Source organism: Streptomyces brevispora, assembly GCF_007829885.1.
GTDB lineage: Bacteria > Actinomycetota > Actinomycetes > Streptomycetales > Streptomycetaceae > Streptomyces > Streptomyces brevispora.
The window spans coordinates 3,772,547-3,792,216 of sequence record NZ_VIWW01000001.1; the positions used below are offsets into that span (position 1 = coordinate 3,772,547).

At 70.1% G+C, this 19,670-nt stretch carries 23 protein-coding genes and 4 tRNA genes; 19 read left to right on the forward strand and 8 right to left on the reverse strand.

Features of this window, described 5'->3' with window-relative positions:
* The first annotated feature begins 5 nt into the window (after positions 1-5).
* The 6 genes from FHX80_RS17620 to FHX80_RS17645 all read left to right on the forward strand — a co-directional run bounded on the left by FHX80_RS17620 (position 6) and on the right by FHX80_RS17645 (position 5,462).
* Entirely contained in the window at positions 6-1,556 is a 1,551-nt protein-coding gene (locus FHX80_RS17620; protein ID WP_145767362.1) for a complex I subunit 4 family protein, read from the forward strand.
* Entirely contained in the window at positions 1,553-3,076 is a 1,524-nt protein-coding gene (locus tag FHX80_RS17625; protein ID WP_145765060.1) for an NADH-quinone oxidoreductase subunit N, read from the forward strand. The genes FHX80_RS17620 and FHX80_RS17625 overlap by 4 nt, the downstream gene beginning before the upstream one ends.
* 97 nt (positions 3,077-3,173) lie before the next feature.
* Complete coding sequence (mscL, locus tag FHX80_RS17630) at positions 3,174-3,638, forward strand: large conductance mechanosensitive channel protein MscL (RefSeq protein WP_145765061.1); 465 nt, start codon at positions 3,174-3,176, stop codon at positions 3,636-3,638.
* Positions 3,639-3,836: 198 nt separating this feature from the next.
* A complete protein-coding gene (htpX, locus tag FHX80_RS17635; protein WP_145765062.1) occupies positions 3,837-4,700 on the forward strand; it encodes a zinc metalloprotease HtpX in 864 nt (287 codons plus the stop codon).
* Complete coding sequence (locus FHX80_RS17640; RefSeq protein ID WP_145765063.1) at positions 4,697-5,089, forward strand: YccF domain-containing protein; 393 nt, start codon at positions 4,697-4,699, stop codon at positions 5,087-5,089. The genes htpX and FHX80_RS17640 overlap by 4 nt, the downstream gene beginning before the upstream one ends.
* A 100-nt stretch (positions 5,090-5,189) precedes the next feature.
* Positions 5,190-5,462 carry a GlsB/YeaQ/YmgE family stress response membrane protein gene (locus tag FHX80_RS17645; RefSeq protein ID WP_145765064.1) on the forward strand — a complete coding sequence of 91 codons (273 nt, stop codon included), beginning with the start codon at positions 5,190-5,192 and terminating at the stop codon, positions 5,460-5,462.
* Between the two features lie 12 nt (positions 5,463-5,474).
* Here FHX80_RS17645 and FHX80_RS17650 read toward each other — a convergent pair whose 3' ends face one another.
* The 3 genes from FHX80_RS17650 to FHX80_RS17660 all read right to left on the reverse strand — a co-directional run bounded on the left by FHX80_RS17650 (position 5,475) and on the right by FHX80_RS17660 (position 7,279).
* A complete protein-coding gene (locus FHX80_RS17650; protein ID WP_145765065.1) occupies positions 5,475-6,134 on the reverse strand; it encodes an alpha-ketoglutarate-dependent dioxygenase AlkB family protein in 660 nt (219 codons plus the stop codon).
* Positions 6,134-6,640, reverse strand: a complete 507-nt coding sequence (locus FHX80_RS17655; RefSeq protein WP_145765066.1) for a methylated-DNA--[protein]-cysteine S-methyltransferase — start codon at positions 6,638-6,640, stop codon at positions 6,134-6,136. The genes FHX80_RS17650 and FHX80_RS17655 overlap by 1 nt, the downstream gene beginning before the upstream one ends.
* A gap of 150 nt (positions 6,641-6,790) precedes the next feature.
* Complete coding sequence (locus FHX80_RS17660) at positions 6,791-7,279, reverse strand: YajQ family cyclic di-GMP-binding protein (RefSeq protein WP_123461029.1); 489 nt, start codon at positions 7,277-7,279, stop codon at positions 6,791-6,793.
* 216 nt (positions 7,280-7,495) lie between these two features.
* On the opposite strand from FHX80_RS17660, the gene FHX80_RS17665 reads away from it, so the two are divergent.
* Both FHX80_RS17665 and FHX80_RS17670 read left to right on the forward strand, forming a co-directional pair.
* Positions 7,496-7,577, forward strand: a tRNA-Tyr gene (locus FHX80_RS17665).
* Between the two features lie 64 nt (positions 7,578-7,641).
* The gene (locus FHX80_RS17670) at positions 7,642-8,091 is read left to right on the forward strand and encodes a 2-thiouracil desulfurase family protein (protein WP_145765067.1); all 450 of its coding nucleotides are present in this window, start codon (positions 7,642-7,644) and stop codon (positions 8,089-8,091) included.
* 49 nt (positions 8,092-8,140) lie between these two features.
* Here FHX80_RS17670 and FHX80_RS17675 read toward each other — a convergent pair whose 3' ends face one another.
* Positions 8,141-8,797: an SDR family oxidoreductase gene (locus FHX80_RS17675; protein ID WP_145765068.1), complete on the reverse strand. Its 657-nt coding sequence runs from the start codon at positions 8,795-8,797 to the stop codon at positions 8,141-8,143.
* A 36-nt stretch (positions 8,798-8,833) separates the two neighbouring features.
* Positions 8,834-10,111, reverse strand: a complete 1,278-nt coding sequence (locus tag FHX80_RS17680; RefSeq protein ID WP_145765069.1) for an amidohydrolase family protein — start codon at positions 10,109-10,111, stop codon at positions 8,834-8,836.
* Between the two features lie 287 nt (positions 10,112-10,398).
* On the opposite strand from FHX80_RS17680, the gene FHX80_RS17685 reads away from it, so the two are divergent.
* The 8 genes from FHX80_RS17685 to FHX80_RS17720 all read left to right on the forward strand — a co-directional run bounded on the left by FHX80_RS17685 (position 10,399) and on the right by FHX80_RS17720 (position 15,190).
* Positions 10,399-10,471, forward strand: a tRNA-Thr gene (locus FHX80_RS17685).
* A gap of 45 nt (positions 10,472-10,516) precedes the next feature.
* Positions 10,517-10,589: transfer RNA gene (locus FHX80_RS17690), tRNA-Met, on the forward strand.
* Between the two features lie 88 nt (positions 10,590-10,677).
* Positions 10,678-10,842, forward strand: a complete 165-nt coding sequence (gene rpmG, locus FHX80_RS17695) for a 50S ribosomal protein L33 (RefSeq protein WP_003956487.1) — start codon at positions 10,678-10,680, stop codon at positions 10,840-10,842.
* A gap of 119 nt (positions 10,843-10,961) precedes the next feature.
* Positions 10,962-11,414, forward strand: coding sequence for a MaoC family dehydratase N-terminal domain-containing protein (locus FHX80_RS17700; protein ID WP_145765070.1), 453 nt, complete (start codon positions 10,962-10,964; stop codon positions 11,412-11,414).
* Complete coding sequence (locus FHX80_RS17705) at positions 11,414-11,842, forward strand: MaoC family dehydratase (RefSeq protein WP_145765071.1); 429 nt, start codon at positions 11,414-11,416, stop codon at positions 11,840-11,842. Before FHX80_RS17700 ends, FHX80_RS17705 begins: the two co-directional genes overlap by 1 nt.
* Positions 11,843-12,009: 167 nt before the next feature.
* Positions 12,010-12,558: a TetR/AcrR family transcriptional regulator gene (locus FHX80_RS17710; protein ID WP_145767363.1), complete on the forward strand. Its 549-nt coding sequence runs from the start codon at positions 12,010-12,012 to the stop codon at positions 12,556-12,558.
* Positions 12,559-12,633: 75 nt separating this feature from the next.
* Positions 12,634-14,064, forward strand: a complete 1,431-nt coding sequence (locus FHX80_RS17715) for an MFS transporter (RefSeq protein WP_145765072.1) — start codon at positions 12,634-12,636, stop codon at positions 14,062-14,064.
* A 70-nt stretch (positions 14,065-14,134) separates the two neighbouring features.
* Positions 14,135-15,190 (forward strand): UDP-N-acetylmuramate dehydrogenase, encoded by a 1,056-nt coding sequence (locus FHX80_RS17720; protein WP_145765073.1) that lies wholly within the window; start codon positions 14,135-14,137, stop codon positions 15,188-15,190.
* Between the two features lie 24 nt (positions 15,191-15,214).
* Here FHX80_RS17720 and FHX80_RS17725 read toward each other — a convergent pair whose 3' ends face one another.
* Positions 15,215-15,850: an NAD(P)-dependent oxidoreductase gene (locus FHX80_RS17725; RefSeq protein WP_145765074.1), complete on the reverse strand. Its 636-nt coding sequence runs from the start codon at positions 15,848-15,850 to the stop codon at positions 15,215-15,217.
* Between the two features lie 87 nt (positions 15,851-15,937).
* Here FHX80_RS17725 and FHX80_RS17730 point away from each other — a divergent pair, with 87 nt between their 5' ends.
* Positions 15,938-16,543 (forward strand): TetR/AcrR family transcriptional regulator, encoded by a 606-nt coding sequence (locus tag FHX80_RS17730; RefSeq protein WP_145765075.1) that lies wholly within the window; start codon positions 15,938-15,940, stop codon positions 16,541-16,543.
* A gap of 16 nt (positions 16,544-16,559) precedes the next feature.
* On the opposite strand, the gene FHX80_RS17735 is transcribed toward FHX80_RS17730, so the two are convergent.
* Together FHX80_RS17735 and FHX80_RS17740 are read right to left on the reverse strand one after the other, a co-directional pair.
* Positions 16,560-17,582, reverse strand: coding sequence for an adenosine deaminase (locus FHX80_RS17735; RefSeq protein WP_145765076.1), 1,023 nt, complete (start codon positions 17,580-17,582; stop codon positions 16,560-16,562).
* Between the two features lie 125 nt (positions 17,583-17,707).
* Positions 17,708-18,934, reverse strand: coding sequence for a pyridoxal phosphate-dependent aminotransferase (locus FHX80_RS17740; protein ID WP_145765077.1), 1,227 nt, complete (start codon positions 18,932-18,934; stop codon positions 17,708-17,710).
* A gap of 235 nt (positions 18,935-19,169) precedes the next feature.
* Between FHX80_RS17740 and FHX80_RS17745 the strand changes: the two genes are divergently transcribed.
* Positions 19,170-19,242 (forward strand) — tRNA-Trp (locus FHX80_RS17745).
* Between the two features lie 106 nt (positions 19,243-19,348).
* Positions 19,349-19,636: a preprotein translocase subunit SecE gene (gene secE, locus FHX80_RS17750; protein ID WP_073732696.1), complete on the forward strand. Its 288-nt coding sequence runs from the start codon at positions 19,349-19,351 to the stop codon at positions 19,634-19,636.
* The last annotated feature ends 34 nt before the right edge of the window (positions 19,637-19,670 follow it).

The window sequence follows — 19,670 nt, forward strand, 5'->3', positions numbered from 1 at the left end:
CCGTGATGCAGTTCCTTCTGGCGTTCATCGTCGTCGTCCCGCTCCTCGGGGCCGTCGCGGCCCTGCTCCCGGCCCCGCCCGGACTGAAGGGCAGGAACCCCGACCAGGCCGTGCTCCGCCACGGCGTGACCGTCACCGGCGTGATCCTCGTCGCCACGATCGTGCTGGCCGCCGGCTTCGACCACGACCACCCGTCGAAGATGCAGGCCACCACCGACATCAGCTGGATCCCGGCGCTCGACGTCCGCATCCATCTCGGCATCGACGGCATCTCACTCCCCCTCCTCGTACTGACCGCGCTGCTGACCTTCCTCTGCGCGCTCCACAGCTACTTCAAGCTGCCCGCGGGCCCCTCCCCGAAGGCGTTCGTCGCACTGATCCTCGTCCTGGAGTCCGGCACCCTCGCGACCTTCGCCGTCCTCGATCTGCTGCTGTTCTTCCTGGCGTTCGAGATGGTCCTCATCCCGATGTACTTCCTCATCGCCCGCTGGGGCGGTGCGCAGAAGCAGGCAGCCGCCTGGAAATTCATCCTCTACACACTGCTCGGCTCGGTCGTCATGCTGCTGGGCCTGCTCCTCATCGGACTGAAGAGCGGCACCTTCGACATGGTGGCACTCGCCACTGACAACGGCCGCGGCCTCACCTCGTCCGTGCAGGTCATCGCCGTTCTCGCGATCGGGATCGGACTCGCGGTCAAGACCCCGATGTGGCCGCTGCACAGCTGGCTCCCGGACGCCCACACAGCCGCCCCCACCGTCGGCTCGGTCCTCCTCGCGGGCGTCCTGCTGAAAATGGGCACGTACGGATTCGTCCGGATCCTGCTCCCGGTCGCCCCCGACGGCATGCACACCTTCGCGCCCTACCTCGCGGCGTTCGCGGTCGCCGGCATCATCTACGGATCGCTCGCCTGCCTGGCCCTCGCCAGACCCGGCGCCAAGGGCGACCTGAAGCGCCTGATCGCGTACTCCTCCGTCGGCCACATGGGCTTCGTGCTCCTCGGCATCGCGAGCATGACCCCCACCGGTGTCAACGGCGCGCTCTTCGCCAACATCGCCCACGGGCTCATCACCGGCCTGCTGTTCTTCCTGGCCGGCGCGGTCAAGGACCGGTACGGCACCGCCGACCTCGACACCCTCTCCGGTGCCACCGGCGCCGCGCTCTACGGCAGCGCGCCCCGCCTCGGCGGCCTCCTCGCGTTCACCGCGGTGGCCTCCCTCGGCCTGCCCGGCCTCGCCGGGTTCTGGGGCGAGATGCTCGCACTGTTCGGCGCCTTCGACCCCGCCGACGGCCTGAGCCGCCCCGCCTTCCTGACCTTCATGTCGGTCGCCGCGTTCGGCACCCTGCTCACCGCCGCGTACATGCTCATCCTGGTACGCCGCGTCTGCATGGGCGCCAAGCGCGAGGAACCCCACCGGATCCCCGACATCCAGAACCACGAGTTCGCCGCCTGGACCCCCCTCGCCGCCCTCACCGTCCTGGCCGGCCTGTGGCCCGCCGTCCTCCTCGGCCTCACCGACCCGGCCGTGCAGAAGCTCCTCGCAGGAGGCAAGTCGTGACCACAGCGGCCGAGAGCACCACCAGCCTCGTCCAGTCCGTCGACTGGCTCGCCATCGCGCCCCCGGTCACCGTCGCGGCCGTCGCACTCGTCGTCCTGGTCGCCGACCTCTTCGTACCCCGGACACACAAACCGCTCCTCGGCTACGGAGCCGTCGCCGGACTCGTGGCCGCCCTCGCCCTCCTCGTCCCACTGCGCGACGGCGACCGCTCCACCTTCTGCCTCACCACCGGCACCCGCGCCTGCAGCTACACCGCCGACCACTTCACCCTGATCATCCAGGTCCTCGTGCTCGGCGGAGCCCTGCTCACCGCGCTGCTCTCGATCGGCGACACCCGCAAGCTCCCGGCCGGCGAGTTCTGGTTCCTGCTGCTGTCCTCCGCCGCGGGCGCCGCGCTGCTGCCCGCCGCCCGCGACCTCGCCACCCTCGTCGTCGCCCTCGAAGTCGCCTCGCTGCCCGCGTTCGCCCTCGTCGGCATCAAGCGCGGCGACCGGCGCTCCTCCGAGGCCGCTCTGAAGTTCTTCCTGTCCTCCGTCGTCGCGACCGCCGTGATGCTCCTCGGCGTCAGCTTCGTCTACGCGGCGACCGGCACCCTCCACCTCACCGAGATCGCCGGCCGGCTCGACGACGTCCCCGGGCAGCTCGCCACCCTCGCCCAGGCGGGCGTCGTCCTCACCCTCGTCGGCTTCGCCTTCAAGACAGCCGCCGCGCCCTTCCACTTCTGGGTCCCCGACACCTACGTCGGCGCCCCCCTGCCGATCGCCGCCTACCTCTCGGTCGTCGGCAAGGCGGTCGGCTTCTCCGGCCTCATCCTCGTCACCGTGGTCGCGTTCCCCTCCTACGCGGACGTCTGGGGCCCCGCCCTCGCCGTCCTCGCCGCGCTCACCATGACCATCGGCAACGTCGCCGCGCTGCGCCAGAGCGCCACCCGCGCCCGCAGCGCCGTACGCCTCCTCGCCTGGTCGTCCGTCGCCCAGGCCGGCTACCTCCTGGTGCCGATCGCCGCAGCCGCGTACGCCGGCGACCGGCAGATCGGCTCCACCGTCGCGTACGCCCTGATGTACGCCGTCGTGAACCTCGGCGCCTTCGCGGTGGCCGCCCTGGTCGCCCGTACCCACCCGCACAACCGGATCGCCGACTACCGCGGCCTCTACGCCACCCGCCCCCTGGCCGCCCTCACCATGGGCTTCTTCCTGCTCTGCCTGGCCGGACTCCCGCCGGGCATCATCGGACTCTTCGCCAAGGTCACCGTCTTCTCCTCGGCCGTCGACGCCGGACTCGGCTGGCTCGCCGTCGTCATGGCCGTCAACGTCGTGATCGCGCTCTACTACTACCTCCAGTGGACCGCCGCACTGTTCCGCGGCCCCGCGCCGGAAGGTACGGAGCAGCCGCAGACCACTTCCCGGCAGCGGACCCCGGCCCCGCTGACCGCCGCGATCGTCCTCACCGCCGTCGCCGGGATCGCCCTCTCGGGAGCCCCGCAGACCGTCCTCAGGTTCGCCGCCGTCAACCTGTTCTGACGACTTCAAGACCGGCTTGCCCCCAGCAGTCCGCACAGGGCAGGGTCATGCCCGCACACGGCGCATTCGGCGTCGACGTCACAGAGGAGCAAGAGCAGTGCTGAACGGTTTCAAGGACTTCATCCTGCGCGGAAACGTGATCTCGATGGCGATCGGCCTCGCCGTCGGAGCCGCGTTCACCGCAGTCGTCACCGGATTCAGCAACGCGTTCATCGTGCCGCTGATCGGCATCATCACCCGGGGAACCGGCGACTTCAGCAAGGCGCACTTCAAGTTCGACGACGTGACGTTCCCCTACGGACTCTTCGTCAGCGCCGCGATCGCCTTCCTCATCACCGCTGCGGTCCTCTACTTCTGTGTCGTCGTGCCCATGGCCAAGGTCCAGAACCGCTTCACGGCCAAGAAGGACGAGGAGCAGGCCGACATCAAGGCCGCCCTGCGTGACTGCCCCCGCTGCTACACGGAGATCCCGGCCATCGCCTCCCGCTGCGCGCACTGCACCAGCGAGGTCGAGCCCGCCCCCGAGGCCCTGGCGCTCGCGAACCTCCCCGTCCAGCGCTGACCCGCCGCACCCCCCTCCACCCGTACGGCCTACGGCTGCTCCGGTACGAACAGCCGGAGCCGGCCGGGCCTGCGCGGCCGTGAGCACAAGGGAACTAGCTCTCCTCGCCTGGCGTTGACCAGTACGGGAGGCTCCACTGGGGAGTGGAGCACCACCAAGCAAAGGGTTCCCCTGCTTGCACCACTTGGAGGGCGTACCGTGCACCGCCGGCACAACGGGCTGAGAACCGCCGTACTCCTCGGGGGCCTGTCCGCACTCATCATCCTCATCGGCAGCTTCTTCGGACGTACCGGCCTGATCGTCGCGCTCGTGGTAGCCGTGGGCACCAACGCCTACGCGTACTGGAACAGCGACAAGCTGGCGCTGCGCGCCATGCGTGCCCGCCCGGTGAGCGAGTTCGAGGCGCCCCGGCTCTACCGCATGGTCCGCGAGCTCTCCACCGCCGCCCGCCAGCCCATGCCCCGGCTCTACATCTCCCCGACGCAGGCCCCCAACGCCTTCGCGACCGGCCGCAACCCGCGCAACGCCGCGGTCTGCTGCACCGAGGGCATCCTGCAGATCCTGGACGAACGGGAGCTGCGCGGCGTCCTCGGCCATGAGCTCAGCCATGTCTACAACCGCGACATCCTGATCTCGTCCGTCGCCGGCGCCCTCGCCTCCGTGGTCATGTTCCTGGTCAACTTCGCCTGGCTGATCCCGATCGGCCGCTCCAACGACGACGAGGGCCCCGGCGTCCTCGGCTTGCTGTTGATCATGATCCTGGGCCCGCTCGCCGCCTCCGTCATCCAGCTGGCCGTCAGCCGCTCCCGCGAGTACGAGGCGGACGCCTCGGGCGCCCGGCTGACGGGTGACCCGCTGGCCCTGGCGAGTGCCCTGCGGAAGCTGGAGGCGGGCACCAAGCAGCTTCCGCTGCCGCCCGAGCCCAGGATCGAGACCGCGAGTCACATGATGATCGCGAATCCCTTCCGCCCCGGACAGGGCGTGTCCAAAATGTTCTCGACACACCCGCCGATGGCGGAGCGCATTGCCCGACTCGAGCAGATGGCAGGTCATCGCCCGTGAAAACCATTCTGAACGTCATTTGGCTGGTCCTGTGCGGCTTCTGGATGTTCCTCGCTTACCTCGCCGCGGGCCTCCTGCTGTGCATCACGATCATCGGTATCCCATTCGGCCTCGCGGCCTTCCGCATCGGTGTCTACGCCCTGTGGCCCTTCGGCCACCGTGTCGTCGACCGCCGGGACGCGGGCGCGCCCTCCTGCGTGGGGAACGTGCTCTGGCTGGTCCTCGCCGGCTGGTGGCTGGCGCTGGGCCACATCACCACCGGCATCGTCCTGTGCATCACGATCATCGGCATCCCCCTGGGCATCGCGAACTTCAAGATGATCCCCGTATCGCTGATGCCCTTCGGCAAGGAGATCGTCAGCACCGACGAAGAGTTCGCTAGCTGGTAGTGAACCGGACGGCAACCGGGCCGCACACCGTGCCGCGCAACCGCCCGGCCCTCACGAACGTCTTGGATTCCGAGACCGAGGGACGGGTAGGTTCGCACACATGGTTATTGTCAGTTGGATCATTCTTGGACTGGTCGCCGGCGTCATCGCCAAGATCCTGCTGCCGGGGCGCGACCCCGGCGGCCTCATCGGCACCACGCTGACCGGGATCGTCGGTGCGTTCCTCGGTGGGTGGATATCGACGCGCTTCCTGGACCACCCGATCTCCAAGGACCCCTTCGATTTCGCGACCTGGGTCGCGGCCATCGGCGGTTCGCTGATCCTGCTGATCGTCTACCGGCTGTTCTTCGGCAACTCCCGCGAACGCCGCTGAGACCGTCCGTCCTCAGATACCCAACCCGGTCTCGCGCAGGGTCAGATTGAGCCGACCACCGCTCATCCCTGTCGCGGGACCGGCCGTCCCCGGACGGATCCTCGGCACCCCGTGGAACGCGAAACGCGACGGCCCGCCGAAGACGAACAGATCCCCCGAGGCCAATTCCACATCCGTGTAGGGCCTTCCCCGGGACTCCGTGTTCCCGAAGCGGAAGACACAGGTGTCACCGATGCTCAGCGACACCACAGGGGCACCGGACCGTTCCTCCCTGTCCTGGTGCATGCCCATCCGCGCCGCGTCGTCATAGAAGTTGATCAGCGCGGTGTCCGGCCTGTACGTCCGCACCGGACTCTCCCGCCCGTACGCCTCCACCAGCGCCGCCCGCCCCAACTCCCCGAGCCACTGAGGGAACGGTGCGACCGGTGCGCCGTTCACGTCGTCCGCCGTGCGCGAGTACCGGTACGGCTGCCAGTGCCACCCGAGGCACACACTCCGTACGGACATCACTCCACCGCCCGGCAACGCCGTGTGCCGCAGCGGTACGGGCCCGCGCGCCCACTCCCGGCAGGCCGCCACCAACTCCCGCTGCTGCTCCACGGACAGCCACTCGGGGACATGCACGGCCCCCGGCGCGACCTCCGCCCGCGGCCTGGGAAAGAGCCCGGCCATCAGCTCACCGCCAGGGCGCCCTCAAGCCCCAGAAGCCGCTCCTTGCACTCCAGACCGCCCGCGTAACCACGCAGCGCCCCGTCCGCGCCGATCACCCGGTGGCACGGCCGTACGACCAGCAGCGGATTGCGCCCGATCGCCGTGCCCACGGCCCGTACCCCCGCCCCGGAGGACCCGACCCGCTCGGCGATCTGCCCGTACGACACCGTCTCCCCGTAGGGGACCTCGTCCAGCGCGGCCCAGACCCGGCGCTGGAAGTCGGTGCCCCGGCCGTCCGCGAGGACGATGTCGAAGCGGGTCCGCCGCCCCGCGAAGTACTCCCGCAGCTGGGCGGCGATTCCCGCGAAGGCCCCGGGCTCAAGGGTCCAGCCGTCCTGGACGGCCGCCGCGCCCTTTTGCCCCGGCAGGGAGAGCGAGACGAGCGCGACCCCGGCCGGTCCCGCGGCCTTCTCGCCGACCAGCAGCAGTTCGCCCAGCGGGCTGTCGACCGTCGCGTACATGGTCATGACTCGTCTCTCTCCTCGTCCGGCAGACAGCCGGATCATCGGCTGCCACGGACCGGTCTGCGTCGCCCGCGCCGCCGTGACCGGCGGTATGCGGACATGACGTCCGGATGCGGAGCGGCATATTCCGCCCCGCGTCCGGACCGCAGCGCCTTACCGGTAGTTCGCGAACTGCACGGCGAAGTCGAAGTCCTGGCCCTTCAGCAGTGCCTGAACGGCCTGCAGGTCGTCCCGGCTCTTCGAGCTGACCCGCAGCTCGTCGCCCTGGACCAGCGCCTTGACACCCTTGGGGCCCTCGTCGCGAATGATCTTGGCGACCTTCTTGGCGTTCTCCTGGGAGATGCCCTCCTCGATGGTGGCGAAGAGCTTGTACTCCTTGCCGGACAGCTGCGGCTCACCCGCGTCCAGCGACTTCAGTGAGATGCCGCGCTTGATCAGCTTGGACTGGAAGATGTCGAGGATCGCCTTGACGCGCTCCTCGCCGCTCGCCTCCATGAGGATCTTCTCGCCGGACCAGGAGATCGAGGCTCCGGTGCCCTTGAAGTCGTAACGCTGCGAGATCTCCTTGGCGGCCTGGTTGAGGGCGTTGTCGACCTCCTGCCGCTCGACCTTCGAGACGATGTCGAAACTGGAGTCGGCCATGACGTGTGGCTCCTTGTATCGGGGGTACGGGAAACGAAATGTCTACGGGGCGGCCGAGGGGCCTGCTGACACCACGCCGCCGACCCAAAGCCTAGCCACCCACGCCCGTCCGGGCCGCTGGTCAATCCAGTGGCGTAGCACCCCTGGGCATCAGGTATCGTTTACGTCGTTGCCACAGAGCGCCGTCGAGAGACGGATCTCACGGCAGCATCCCTTGGCGGTGTGCCCGAGTGGCCAAAGGGAGCAGACTGTAAATCTGCCGGCTCAGCCTACCCAGGTTCGAACCCTGGCGCCGCCACAAAGCAAGGCCCTCGTCCTCGGACGGGGGCCTTCTCTGTCGTGCCGTCTCGAGGGGCGTGAACATGGAATCCGTGCTGGTCAGTGCCTGCCTTCAAGGTGTGCCCTGCCGCTTCGACGGCCGGGGCAAGGCCTCACCGGAGATGGCCGCGGCCATCGGCGAACGCCGGCCGGTTTCTTTCTGCCCGGAAGTCGCCGCGGGGCTGCCCACACCCCGCCGTCCCGCCGAGATCGTCGGCGGCGACGGCCACGACGTGCTGGACGGCCGCGCACGCGTCGTGGACGACACCGGGCACGATGTGACCGAGGCGTTCCTGGACGGCGCCGGGCGGGCGCTGGAGGCGGCACGCAGGGCCGGCTGCACCGAGGCGCTGCTGATGGCCCGCAGCCCTTCGTGCGGGCGGGGCGCGGTCTATGACGGTACGTTCACCGGCGAGCTGCGCGAGGGCGACGGGGTCGCCGCGGCCCTCCTGGAGCGGCACGGCATCACCGTACGTCCGGCACCGGGCGGCTGAACGGGGCGGCTGAACCGGGGCAGCGGGTCCGGCGCCCCGGTTCAGCCGGTCAGTTCCCCGCGACGTCCTTCACCGCGACCATCACCGGCATGTTGCCCGAGATGAGCTCAAGCGTCAGCCCCGCCGTCGCCGGGGTGTCCAGGAGCTCCAGGAGCATGGCCGCCACGTCGTCGCGCGGTACCGGGCCGCGGCCGGTCGAGGCGGCGAGCAGCACCTGGCCGGTGCCCGCGTCGTTGGTCAGCATGCCGGGGCGCAGGATCGTCCAGTCGAGCGCCGTCCTGGAGCGCACGTACGCGTCCGCCGCACCCTTGGCCCGCAGGTACGCGTCGAACACCTCGTCGCCGGGGTGGTCGGGGTCGGCGCCCATGGACGAGACCACGACGTAACGCCGCACCCCCGCCCGTTCCGCCGCGTCGGCGAAGAGCACCGCGGCCCCGCGGTCCACCGTGTCCTTGCGGTCCGAGCCGCTGTTGGGGCCCGCACCGGCGGCGAACACCGCCGCGTCGGCCCCGCGCAGCACCTCCGCGGTCTCCTCCACGGTGGCCGACTCGAGATCCAGGACCACCGGTTCGGCGCCGACCGCCCGGAGGTCGTCGCTCTGTTCGGGATTGCGGATGACGCCTACCGCCTCATCCCCGCGTGCAGCGAGCAGCCGCTCCAGCCGCAGCGCGATCTGGCCATGTCCACCTGCGATGACAATGCGCATGGTCACGACGTTACGCCGGAGCACGCCGATGCGCGCTCAGGGCCCGCCGCCGGCACCCGTTTCCGGCCGTCCCTGGCGGGGGAGTCCCGGCCTGCCGCCCGTCTCCGAGTCGCAGTACTCGCGTACCGCGCTGGTCCGGGCGACCACCCGGCCGCGGTGCACCACGATCCGGCTGTACGCCAGCGAGAGCACCCCCGTGAGCTGGTCGCCGCGCACGGCGAGCAGCTCGGCCGGGAAACCCGCCTCGACCCGCACCTCGGGCAGCCCCATCGCACGCCTGGCCCCCGTGGACACCGCTTCGTAGGCGTGCTCGGGCCGCAGTCCGCTCTGCGAGGCCAGCAGGAAGGCGGCCTCCAGCGGGTCACCGCGCCCCACCGGGTTGGCGAGGTCCCGCAGCGCCCCGCTGCCCGCCGCGACCCGCACCCCGGCCGCGCGCAGCAGCCGTACGGGGGCGGTGCCCCGGCCCTCCACCCCGCAGCAGCCGCCCTGGGGCAGGCAGATCACCGTCACCCCGGACGCGGCGAGCTGGTCGGCCGCGCGGCCTGCGGCCTCCCGGGTGAACCGCGAGAGGCCCGCGCAGGGGCCGATGGCGACCCCTTGCCGCAGCCCGCCCGCCATGGCCGCGAACCGGGCCAGCCGGGCCGGGTCGTCACTGTCCGTGTGCAGGTCCACGGGGCAGTCGTGCTCGGCGGCGATCTCCAGGACCGCTTCCGCGTATCCCGTCGGGTCCGGATCCAGGTCGGGACAGCCGCCGACCGCGCCCGCCCCCATCTTCACCGCGTCGCGCAGCATGGCCAGACCGTCGGCGCCCGCGATGCCGGTGAGCAGCCGGGGTACGGCGACCGGTGTCAGATCGACGAGCCCGCGCAGCGAGCGGCGTGCCTGGAGGACGGCTGCGAGGGCGGTGAGGCCTTGTATGTCCCCGATCCGTACGTGTGAGCGCAGGGCGGTCGCGCCGTGGCCGAGTTGCAGCAACGCGGCCTCGGTGGCGCGCTGCTGGATGTCCTCGGGGAGCCGCGAGGCCGGTCCCGAGGCGCCGGGTCCGGTGCTGTCCGCGGTGAGTGCGGTGTCGCTGTGGGCGTGCGGTTCGGCCGGTGCGGGGAGCAGGAGGTGGCCGCGCAGATCGGTGCGCGCGCCGGGCGCGGGGAGGCTGCCCGCGGTGCCGACGGCCTCGATACGGCCGCCGCCGAGCCGTACGTCCACGATGCGGCCGTCGGGGAGACGGGCGCCGCAGAGGGTCAGTACGGAGCTCTCCCGGCCGTTGGCCGCGTCGGCGGCGTGGTCGTCTGGCGGCCGCGGCCGGCTGTCGGGCATCGCGCTCCAGGGAGGGGCAGGATCACGCAGAGTGATTCGCGGCTAGGGGTGTGATGGGTCGGGTTCGAAGAGGAGCTGAACAGTCGTACCGGTGTCGTCCAGTGGGGTGTGCGGGACCGGGGTGCACGTACGGGGCAGAGGGTGGTCCGGTGGCTGTCGAACCGCTGATCACGCGCTGGACGGGCGGCTGATCGGGGGTTCGGAGCGGTGCCGATCAAGGGCTTGGGATGGGGCTTCGAAACGGATTTGGGCGATCGGCGACCGACCGTGTAATGTCTTCATCGCTCGCCCCAATAGCTCAGTCGGTAGAGCGTCTCCATGGTAAGGAGAAGGTCTGCGGTTCGATTCCGCATTGGGGCTCTGGTGATCGGGAAACCCCGCTTCGGCGGGGGGACTCGTCATCAAAGCGGTGTAGCTCAGTCGGTAGAGCAAGCGGCTCATAATCGCTGTGTCACCGGTTCAAGTCCGGTCACCGCTACTAACAGTAGCCGATTGTGGGGTCGGTCCTTCGATCGGCTACTCTTTTTTGCGTTCATCCGTCCATCGTCCGTCCAAGGAGCACTCACGTGGCTGCCACCGACGTCCGCCCGAAGATCACGCTGGCCTGCGTGGAGTGCAAGGAGCGGAACTACATCACCAAGAAGAACCGGCGTAACAACCCGGACCGTCTTGAGATGAAGAAGCATTGCCCGCGCTGCAACTCGCACACCGCGCACCGCGAAACGCGCTGAATCAGGCTCGTACACGAGGCCGTCCCCGTTGGGGGCGGCCTCGTGTCGTTGTACAGGGCTGTACTGCTTACAGGGCCGCACTTCGGCCCATTCGTCTTTCATCAGGAGGTTGCGAGCTCATGGCGCTCGACCAGTCCTTCGTGGGGCGGACGTATCCGCCCACGGCGCCTTACGAGGTCGGCCGGGAGAAGATCCGCGAGTTCGCCGAGGCGGTGGGCGACGCCAATCCCGCGTATATCGATCCCGAGGCGGCCAGGGCGCTCGGTCACAGCGATGTGATCGCGCCCCCGACGTTCGTGTTCTCGATCACCTTCAAGGCCGCGGGCCAGGTCGTGCAGGACCCCCAGCTGGGCCTGGACTACAGCCGGGTGGTGCACGGCGACCAGAAGTTCGTGTACACCCGGCCGGTACGGGCGGGGGACCGGCTGACGGTCTCCTCGACCATCGAGTCGGTCAAGTCCATGGCGGGCAACGACATCCTGGACGTCCGTGGCGAGGTCCACGACGAGTCCGGGGAGCATGTCGTGACGGCGTGGACGAAGCTGGTGGCGCGCGCCGCCGAGGAGGCGTGATGACGGCGAAGGTGAGTTACGGGTCGGTCGAGGTCGGTACGGAGCTGCCGGCCCAGTCGTTCCCGGTCACCCGGGCGACGCTGGTGCAGTACGCGGGCGCCTCCGGCGACTTCAACCCGATCCACTGGAACGAGAAGTTCGCCCGCGAGGTCGGACTGCCGGACGTGATCGCGCACGGCATGTTCACGATGGCCGAGGCGATCCGGGTGGTCACGGACTGGACCGGCGATCCCGGCGCGGTCGTCGAGTACGGGGTGCGGTTCACCAAGCCGGTCGTCGTGCCGAACGACGACAAGGGCGCACTGATCGAGGTCAGCGGCAAGGTGGCCGCCCTGCTGGACGACAAGCGGGTGCGCGTCGACCTGACGGCCATGAGCGACGGCAAGAAGGTGCTGGGCATGTCCCGCGCCGTGGTGCAGCTCGGCTGACACCGTACGGAGCCGAGTGAAGTAAGGGGCGCGGTCCATGGGCTGCGCCCCTTACGCATGGGCGAGGGCAGCGGCATCCGCGAGCGGTGGCGGTGGCGGCGATGGGCTGTGGTGGCGTCCGGTTGACTAAGTTAGTGATTGAGTACTAACTTATCCGCATGGCAAGGATGAGTGCGGACGAGCGACGCGAGAGCGTCATCCGCGCGGCGATCACCGAGTTCGCCCGCGGCGGGTACAACGGCACGTCCACCGAGGTGATCGCCAGACGGGTGGGCGTCTCGCAGCCGTACCTCTTCCGTCTCTTCCCCAACAAGCAGGCGATGTTCCTGGCCGCCGCCGAGCGGTGCATCGCGGACACCCGCAAGGTCTTCGCGGACGCGGCCGAGGGCCTCGAAGGCGACGAAGCGCTGCATGCCATGTCCGCGGCCTATCAGCGCCTGATCGTGCACGACCCCGACCGGCTGCTGATGCAGATGCAGATGTACGCGGCCGTCGCGGCGGCCGGGGCCGCCGGGGATCACGAGTTCGGCGAGTCGCTGCGGGCCGGCTGGTTGCAGATGTTCGACGACGTCGCCCTCGAGCTCGGTGCCGATCCCGACGCGGCGACCACGTTTCTCGCGTACGGCATGCTCGTCAACACCCTGACCTCGCTCGGCTATCCGGCGGATCACCGGATCTGGTCCAGGTTCTACGACTCGGCCAAGCCGCCCGCCTGATCGGTGCCACCCGGGTTCGGCCCGGTTTACTGCCCAGAAAAGTTAGTAATCAATGACTAACCCCGAGGGGGAGCAGTGGAACAGCACACGAAGGGCCGCTCGCGAGCAGTCTGGGCCCTCGTCATCACCAGCATCGCCGGCTTCATGGCGGCCCTCGACAACCTCGTCGTCACCACCGCCCTGCCGTCCATCCGCGAAAGCCTCGGCGGCGAGCTGGGGGAGCTCGAATGGACGGTGAACGCGTACACGCTCACCTTCGCCGTACTGCTGATGTTCGGTGCCTCCCTGGGTGACCGGTTCGGCCGTCGCCGGCTCTTCGTCATCGGGCTCAGCGTCTTCACCGGCGCCTCCGCCGCGGCCGCCCTCTCGCCCGGAATCAACGAACTGATCGCCTTCCGCGCGGTCCAGGGCGTCGGCGCGGCGATCATGATGCCGCTGACGCTCACCCTGCTCACGGCCGCCGTGCCGCCCGCCCGCCGCGGCGCCGCGCTGGGCGTCTTCAGTGCTGTGACCGGACTGGCCGTGGCCAGTGGGCCGCTGGTCGGCGGCAGCCTCACCGAACACCTCTCCTGGCAGTGGATCTTCTGGCTGAACGTGCCGATAGGCCTGATCCTGCTGCCGCTCGCCCGGCTGCGCCTGGCCGAGTCGTACGCCCCTGACTCCCGGCTCGACGTCCCCGGCACCCTCCTGGTCAGCGGAGGGCTCTTCGGGATCGTCTACGGCCTGGTGAACGCCAACTCCAACGGCTGGACCGACCCCGTCGTCCTGGCCGCCCTCATCGCCGGCGCCGCGCTCATGGGCGGGTTCATCCGCCACGGCTTCCGCGCCAAGAACCCGATGCTGCCGATGCGGCTCTTCCGGAACCGGGCGTTCTTCGGGATCAACATGGCCGGTCTGCTGATGTTCCTCGGCATGTTCGGTTCGATCTTCCTGCTCAGCCAGTACCTCCAGGGCGTGCTGGGCTACTCGCCCACCGAGGCCGGTCTGCGGATGCTGCCCTGGACGGGAATGCCGATGCTGGTGGCGCCCATCGCCGGGGTGCTCGCCGACCGGTTCGGCGGCCGCCCGGTGGTCGTGACCGGGCTCGCCCTCCAGGCCGTCGGCCTCGGCCTGTTCGCCGTAGCCCTCGCCCCCGACGCCTCCTACGCCTCGCAACTGCCCGGACTGATCGTCGGCGGCATCGGAATGGCCCTGTACTTCGCACCCGCCGCCAGCCTGGTGATGTCCAGCGTCCGCCCCGGCGAACAGGGCATGGCCTCCGGCGCCAACAACGCGCTGCGCGAGGTCGGCGGAGCCCTCGGAGTCGCCGTGCTCGCCACGGTCTTCTCCTCGCAGGGCGGCTACGACTCCGCGCAGACCTTCACGGACGGGACCGTCCTCGCCGTCTGGCTCGGCGCCGGAGTGGTGGCCCTCGCCGCGCTCGTCGCCCTGATGATCCCGGGGCGCCGCAGCACCCCCGCGCAGGCTCCCGAGCAGGCCGAGGTGTCAGTTCCTGTGGCTGCCTGACGGGCAGCCACGCCGATACGGTCCGCGGCCCCGCCCTGACGGCGGGGGAGCGGACCGTACTCTTGTCCCCGTGCAGGAACTCCACGACGCGCCCCTCGCCCCCCTGACCACCTTCCGGCTCGGCGGCCCCGCCACCCGCCTCCTCACCGCGACGACCGACGCCGAAGTGGTCGAGGCCGTACGCGCGGCCGACGACAGCGGCACCCCGCTCCTGGTCATCGGCGGCGGCAGCAATCTGGTCATCGGCGACAAGGGCTTCGACGGCACCGCCCTGCGCATCGCCACCAAGGGTTTCGTGCTGGACGGCGTGGCGCTCGAACTGGCCGCCGGAGAGGTCTGGACGGACGCCGTCGCCCGCAGCGTGGAGGCCGGTCTCGCCGGGCTCGAATGCCTGGCCGGAATCCCCGGCTCCGCCGGTGCGACGCCGATCCAGAACGTCGGGGCGTACGGGCAGGAGGTGTCGTCCACCATCACGGAGGTCGTCGCCTACGACCGGCACACCCGTGAAACGGTCACCATTCCGAACGCCGAGTGCGACTTCTCGTACCGGCACAGCCGCTTCAAGGCCGAACCCGACCGCTTCGTGGTGCTGCGCGTCCGCTTCGGGCTGGAAGACGCGGGCGGCCTGTCCGCGCCCCTCAAGTACCCCGAAACGGCCCGTGCCATGGGTGTCGCGGAGGGCGAGCGCGTTCCCGCCTCCGCCGCCCGCGAAACCGTGCTCCGGCTCCGGGCCGGCAAGGGCATGGTGCTCGACCCCGAGGACCACGACACCTGGTCGGCAGGCTCGTTCTTCACCAACCCGATCCTGGACCAGGAGCAGTACGAGGCGTTCCTCACCCGGGTGACGGACCGGCTCGGGCCGGAGGTGTCGCCGCCCGCCTTCCCCGCGGGCGAGGGACGCACCAAGACCTCGGCGGCCTGGCTCATCGACCGGGCCGGATTCACCAAGGGATACGGCACCGGACCGGCCCGCATCTCCACCAAGCACACGCTCGCCCTCACCAACCGGGGCGCCGCGACCACGGACGACCTGCTGGCCCTGGCCCGCGAGGTCGTCGCCGGGGTCCACGAGGTCTTCGGCGTCACGCTCGTCAACGAACCGGTGACCGTGGGCGTGACCCTTTAGCAGGACCCCGTAGGGGCCGGCCGCTCAGTACGCCACGCCCACGCCCTGCTTCACCGCCGCCGGGTCGTCGGTCAGCGCCAGCATCGCGTGCGCCACGTCGGCCCGGGAGATGGACCGGCCGCTGCGCGGGTTGCTGCCGTAGACCGTCCGGTACGTCCCCGTCAGCGGGCCGTTGGTGAGCTTCGGAGGGCGTACGGACGTCCAGTCCGTCGCGGAGGCCGCGAGTGCCGCCTCCATCGCGGTGAGGTCCGCGTAGACCTCCTTGAGGATCGCGCCGATCGCCGCGAGCATCATCCGGTCGAGCAGCGGGTCGTCCGCGGGCTTCGGCGCGACCGGGGCCGCGCTCACCACCAGCAGCCGGCGCGTCCCCTCGGCCTCCATCGCCGCCAGCACACCGCGGGTCAGCCGCTCGGCGGTTCCGCCGGCCTTCCGGCCCCGTGCGCCCAGGCCGGAGAGCACCGCGTCGCGGCCCGCGACCGCCTCGCGCAGCGCCTCCGGGTCATCGACCCGGGCCACCGTGTGGACCGTCACGTCGGCGAGCGGGACCGGCAGCCGCGCGGGGTCACGCACCACCGCCGCCACCTGGTGTCCCGCCGCCACCGCCTGGCGGACGATCTCCTGACCGATACCGCCTGTCGCGCCGAACACAGTGAGTCTCATGGCGCACCCTCCTCGGGTGGGTAAGTGTTCACTCACCTCTAGAGTGAGTGAGTACTCACCCCCTCGTCAAGCTTCGTTGGAGTGCACATGGAGCAGCAGCCGACCCGCGCCCGCATCATCGACGCCGCTCACCGGCTGATGCGCACCATCGGCCTGGCCCGCGCCACCACCAAGGAGATCGCCAAGGCCGCCGGCTGCTCGGAGGCCGCGCTCTACAAGCACTTCCCGAGCAAGGAGGAGCTCTTCGTGGCGGTGCTGAAGGAACGGCTCCCCAAGGTCGACGGCATCCTGAAGCGGCTGATCGCCGACCCGGGGGAGGGGGAGCGGACGGTCGAGCAGAACCTCACCGAGATCGCCCGCGAGGCCGCCCTCTTCTACGAGCAGAGCTTCCCGATCGCGGCGTCCCTGTACGCCGAGCCGAGGCTCATGAACCGTCACAACGAGGCGATGCGGGAGCTGGGTACCGGCCCCCACGTGCCGATCCGCGGAGTGGACGCGTATCTGCGCGCCGAGCAGTCCGCGGGCCGGGTACGGGCCGACGCCGACACCTACGCGGCCGCGTCCCTGCTGCTGGGGGCCTGCGCCCAGCGCGCCTTCGCCTACGTGGCCTTGGAGGACGGGCGGCCGCCGCAGTCCCTCGACGAGTTCGCCGCGTCGACGGCCCGCGCGCTGCTGCGGGGGATCGGGGAGTAGGCCGGGCCGCGGGCGGTCAGCCCATCGGCTTCGCCAGCCAGGCGTCCACGCCCGCCAGGAGCTTCGCCCGTACCGCGTCCGGCGCCGCCGAACCCCGTACCGACTGACGCGCCAGCTCCGCCAGTTCCTCGTCGGTGAACGCGTGATGGCGCCGCACGAGGTCGTACTGCGCGGCCAGCCGGGAGCCGAAGAGCAGCGGATCGTCCGCGCCGAGCGCCATCGGCACCCCGGCCTCGAACAGAGTGCGCAGGGGGATGTCGGAGGGCTTCTCGTAGACGCCGAGCGCCACGTTCGACGCCGGGCACACCTCGCAGGTCACCCCGCGCTCCGCCAGCCTGCGCAGCAGCCGCGGGTCCTCGGCGGCCCGCACCCCGTGCCCCACCCGGGACGCCTCGAGATCGTCCAGACAGTCGCGGACACTGGACGGGCCCGACAGCTCACCGCCGTGCGGGGCCGCCAGCAGGCCGCCCTCCCTGGCGATGGCGAAGGCCCGGTCGAAGTCGCGCGCCATGCCGCGCCGCTCGTCGTTGGAGAGCCCGAACCCGACGACGCCCCGGTCCGCGTACCGCACCGCGAGCCGGGCCAGGGTCCTGGCGTCCAGCGGGTGCTTCATCCGGTTCGCCGCGATGACCACCCGTATCGGCAGCCCGGTCTCGCGCGACGCGCCGTCCACCGCGTCCAGGATGATCTCGATCGCCGGGATCAGCCCGCCGAGCAGCGGCGCGTACGAGGTGGGGTCGACCTGGATCTCCAGCCAGCCGGAGCCGTCCGAGACGTCCTCCTGGGCGGCCTCGCGCACCAGCCGCTGAATGTCCTCGGGCGACCGCAGACAGGACCTGGCGATGTCATAGAGCCGCTGGAAGCGGAACCAGCCGCGCTCGTCCGTCGCGCGCAGCTTGGGAGGCTCCCCGCCGGTCAGCGCGTCCGGCAGCCGCACGCCGTATTTGTCGGCGAGTTCGATCAGCGTCGTGGGCCGCATCGACCCGGTGAAATGCAAGTGCAGGTGGGCCTTGGGCAACAGCCGTACATCACGCTCCATTCCAAGATCCTGCCGCACGGACGGGGTGTCGCGGTAGCCGCTTTCCCCATCGAGTTGCCCCCCGAACAGGAAAGCGACCCCCGGCCGCAGCCAGGGGTCGCCCACTCGGAGAATGCGGGAGGCTGTCAGGCCTTGGCCTCGCCCAGCAGCTTCTGGAGCCGCGAGACGCCCTCGACGAGGTCGTCGTCGCCCAGCGCGTAGGAGAGACGCAGGTAGCCCGGCGTGCCGAAGGCCTCACCCGGCACGACCGCGACCTCGGCCTCGTCCAGGATCAGCGCCGCCAGCTCCGCCGAGGTGGCCGGACGCTTGCCGCGGATCTCCTTGCCGAGCAGCGCCTTCACCGAGGGGTACGCGTAGAACGCGCCCTCGGGCTCCGGGCACAGCACGCCGTCGATCTCGTTGAGCATCCGCACGATGGTCTGCCGGCGCCGGTCGAAGGCGGTACGCATCTCGGCGACCGCGTCCAGGTTCCCGGAGACGGCGGCCAGCGCGGCGACCTGGGAGACATTGGAGACGTTCGACGTGGCGTGCGACTGCAGGTTGGTCGCGGCCTTCACCACGTCCTTGGGGCCGACCATCCACCCCACGCGCCAACCGGTCATCGCGTACGTCTTGGCGACACCGTTGACCACGATGCACTTGTCCCGCAGCTCGGGCACGATCGCCGGCAGCGAGGTGAACTTCGCGTCGCCGTAGACCAGGTGCTCGTAGATCTCGTCGGTCAGTACCCACAGGTCGTGCTCGACGGCCCAGCGGCCGATCGCCTCGGCGTCGGCCTCGCTGTAGACCGCACCGGTCGGGTTCGACGGGGAGACGAACAGGACGACCTTCGTACGCTCGGTACGGGCGGCCTCCAGCTGCTCCACGGAGACCCGGTAACCGGTGGTCTCGTCGGCGACGACCTCCACCGGGACGCCGCCCGCGAGGCGGATCGACTCGGGGTAGGTGGTCCAGTACGGAGCCGGGACGATGACCTCGTCGCCCGGGTCGAGGATCGCGGCGAAGGCCTCGTAGATGGCCTGCTTGCCGCCGTTGGTCACCAGGATCTGGGAGACGTCAACCTGGTAGCCGGAGTCGCGGAGCGTCTTCTCTGCAATGGCGGCCTTGAGCTCGGGGAGCCCGCCCGCCGGGGTGTAGCGGTGGTACTTCGGGTTGCGGCAGGCCTCGACCGCGGCGTCGACGATGTAGCCGGGGGTCGGGAAGTCGGGCTCGCCGGCACCGAAGCCGATCACCGGACGGCCGGCGGCCTTGAGGGCCTTGGCCTTGGCGTCGACGGCGAGGGTGGCGGACTCGGAGATTGCACCGATGCGGGCGGAGACCCGGCGCTCGGAGGGAGAAGTAGCAGCGCTCATACCCCCATGCTCCCAGACCGTAATCCGCGTCGGCACAGGGGTTTCAGGGACCGGACAGCACTCGGACAGCATGCGGACAAACAACCGGACAGCATCGGACAGGAGTGGTCGGGAGCTATCTGTTCGACGCCGGGCCGTTGAACACGTACACTCACCTGTCGTTGGCCTTCACCAACCGCACTGTTCATGCACCCGGGGCATCCGGGAACATGCGGTAGGTTGGTGGAAACCACAAAGGGTCGTAGCTCAATTGGTAGAGCACTGGTCTCCAAAACCAGCGGTTGGGGGTTCAAGTCCCTCCGGCCCTGCTACACACTCCTTCGCCAGGATGTGTGCGCATGTACGTACTTAAATGCATCGCCGTGCGGCTCCACCGGGCGCGGCACGGCCATGACCCGGAATCAGGTGAGTAGCGTGACGGACGCCGTGGGCTCCATCGACATGCCTGATGCCGAGGATGAAGTCCCCGAGTCGAAGAAGAAGACCCGGAAGGGCGGCAAGCGCGGCAAGAAGGGCCCCCTGGGCCGTCTCGCGCTCTTCTACCGCCAGATCGTGGCCGAGCTCCGCAAGGTTGTCTGGCCGACTCGCAACCAGCTGACGACATACACCTCAGTGGTGATTGTGTTCGTCGTCGTCATGATCGGTCTCGTTACCGTGATTGACTTCGGATTCCAGCGGGTCATCAAGTACGTCTTCGGCTGATCCCGCGGAGGGCGCCTCATGGGCGCCCCTTTCG

Excerpts from the sequence above, each read along its gene's own strand:
- FHX80_RS17655 (WP_145765066.1), bottom strand. The coding sequence starts at position 6,640 with ATGACCATGTACGCGACGGTCGACAGCCCGCTGGGCGAACTGCTGCTG.
- FHX80_RS17675 (WP_145765068.1), bottom strand. The coding sequence starts at position 8,797 with ATGCGCATTGTCATCGCAGGTGGACATGGCCAGATCGCGCTGCGGCTG.
- FHX80_RS17670 (WP_145765067.1), top strand. The coding sequence starts at position 7,642 with ATGGAATCCGTGCTGGTCAGTGCCTGCCTTCAAGGTGTGCCCTGCCGC.
- FHX80_RS17700 (WP_145765070.1), top strand. The coding sequence starts at position 10,962 with ATGGCGCTCGACCAGTCCTTCGTGGGGCGGACGTATCCGCCCACGGCG.
- FHX80_RS17620 (WP_145767362.1), top strand. The coding sequence starts at position 6 with ATGCAGTTCCTTCTGGCGTTCATCGTCGTCGTCCCGCTCCTCGGGGCC.
- FHX80_RS17660 (WP_123461029.1), bottom strand. The coding sequence starts at position 7,279 with ATGGCCGACTCCAGTTTCGACATCGTCTCGAAGGTCGAGCGGCAGGAG.
- FHX80_RS17710 (WP_145767363.1), top strand. The coding sequence starts at position 12,010 with ATGAGTGCGGACGAGCGACGCGAGAGCGTCATCCGCGCGGCGATCACC.
- FHX80_RS17650 (WP_145765065.1), bottom strand. The coding sequence starts at position 6,134 with ATGGCCGGGCTCTTTCCCAGGCCGCGGGCGGAGGTCGCGCCGGGGGCC.
- FHX80_RS17730 (WP_145765075.1), top strand. The coding sequence starts at position 15,938 with ATGGAGCAGCAGCCGACCCGCGCCCGCATCATCGACGCCGCTCACCGG.
- FHX80_RS17740 (WP_145765077.1), bottom strand. The coding sequence starts at position 18,934 with ATGAGCGCTGCTACTTCTCCCTCCGAGCGCCGGGTCTCCGCCCGCATC.
- FHX80_RS17725 (WP_145765074.1), bottom strand. The coding sequence starts at position 15,850 with ATGAGACTCACTGTGTTCGGCGCGACAGGCGGTATCGGTCAGGAGATC.
- FHX80_RS17735 (WP_145765076.1), bottom strand. The coding sequence starts at position 17,582 with ATGGAGCGTGATGTACGGCTGTTGCCCAAGGCCCACCTGCACTTGCAT.
- FHX80_RS17705 (WP_145765071.1), top strand. The coding sequence starts at position 11,414 with ATGACGGCGAAGGTGAGTTACGGGTCGGTCGAGGTCGGTACGGAGCTG.
- FHX80_RS17645 (WP_145765064.1), top strand. The coding sequence starts at position 5,190 with ATGGTTATTGTCAGTTGGATCATTCTTGGACTGGTCGCCGGCGTCATC.
- FHX80_RS17680 (WP_145765069.1), bottom strand. The coding sequence starts at position 10,111 with ATGCCCGACAGCCGGCCGCGGCCGCCAGACGACCACGCCGCCGACGCG.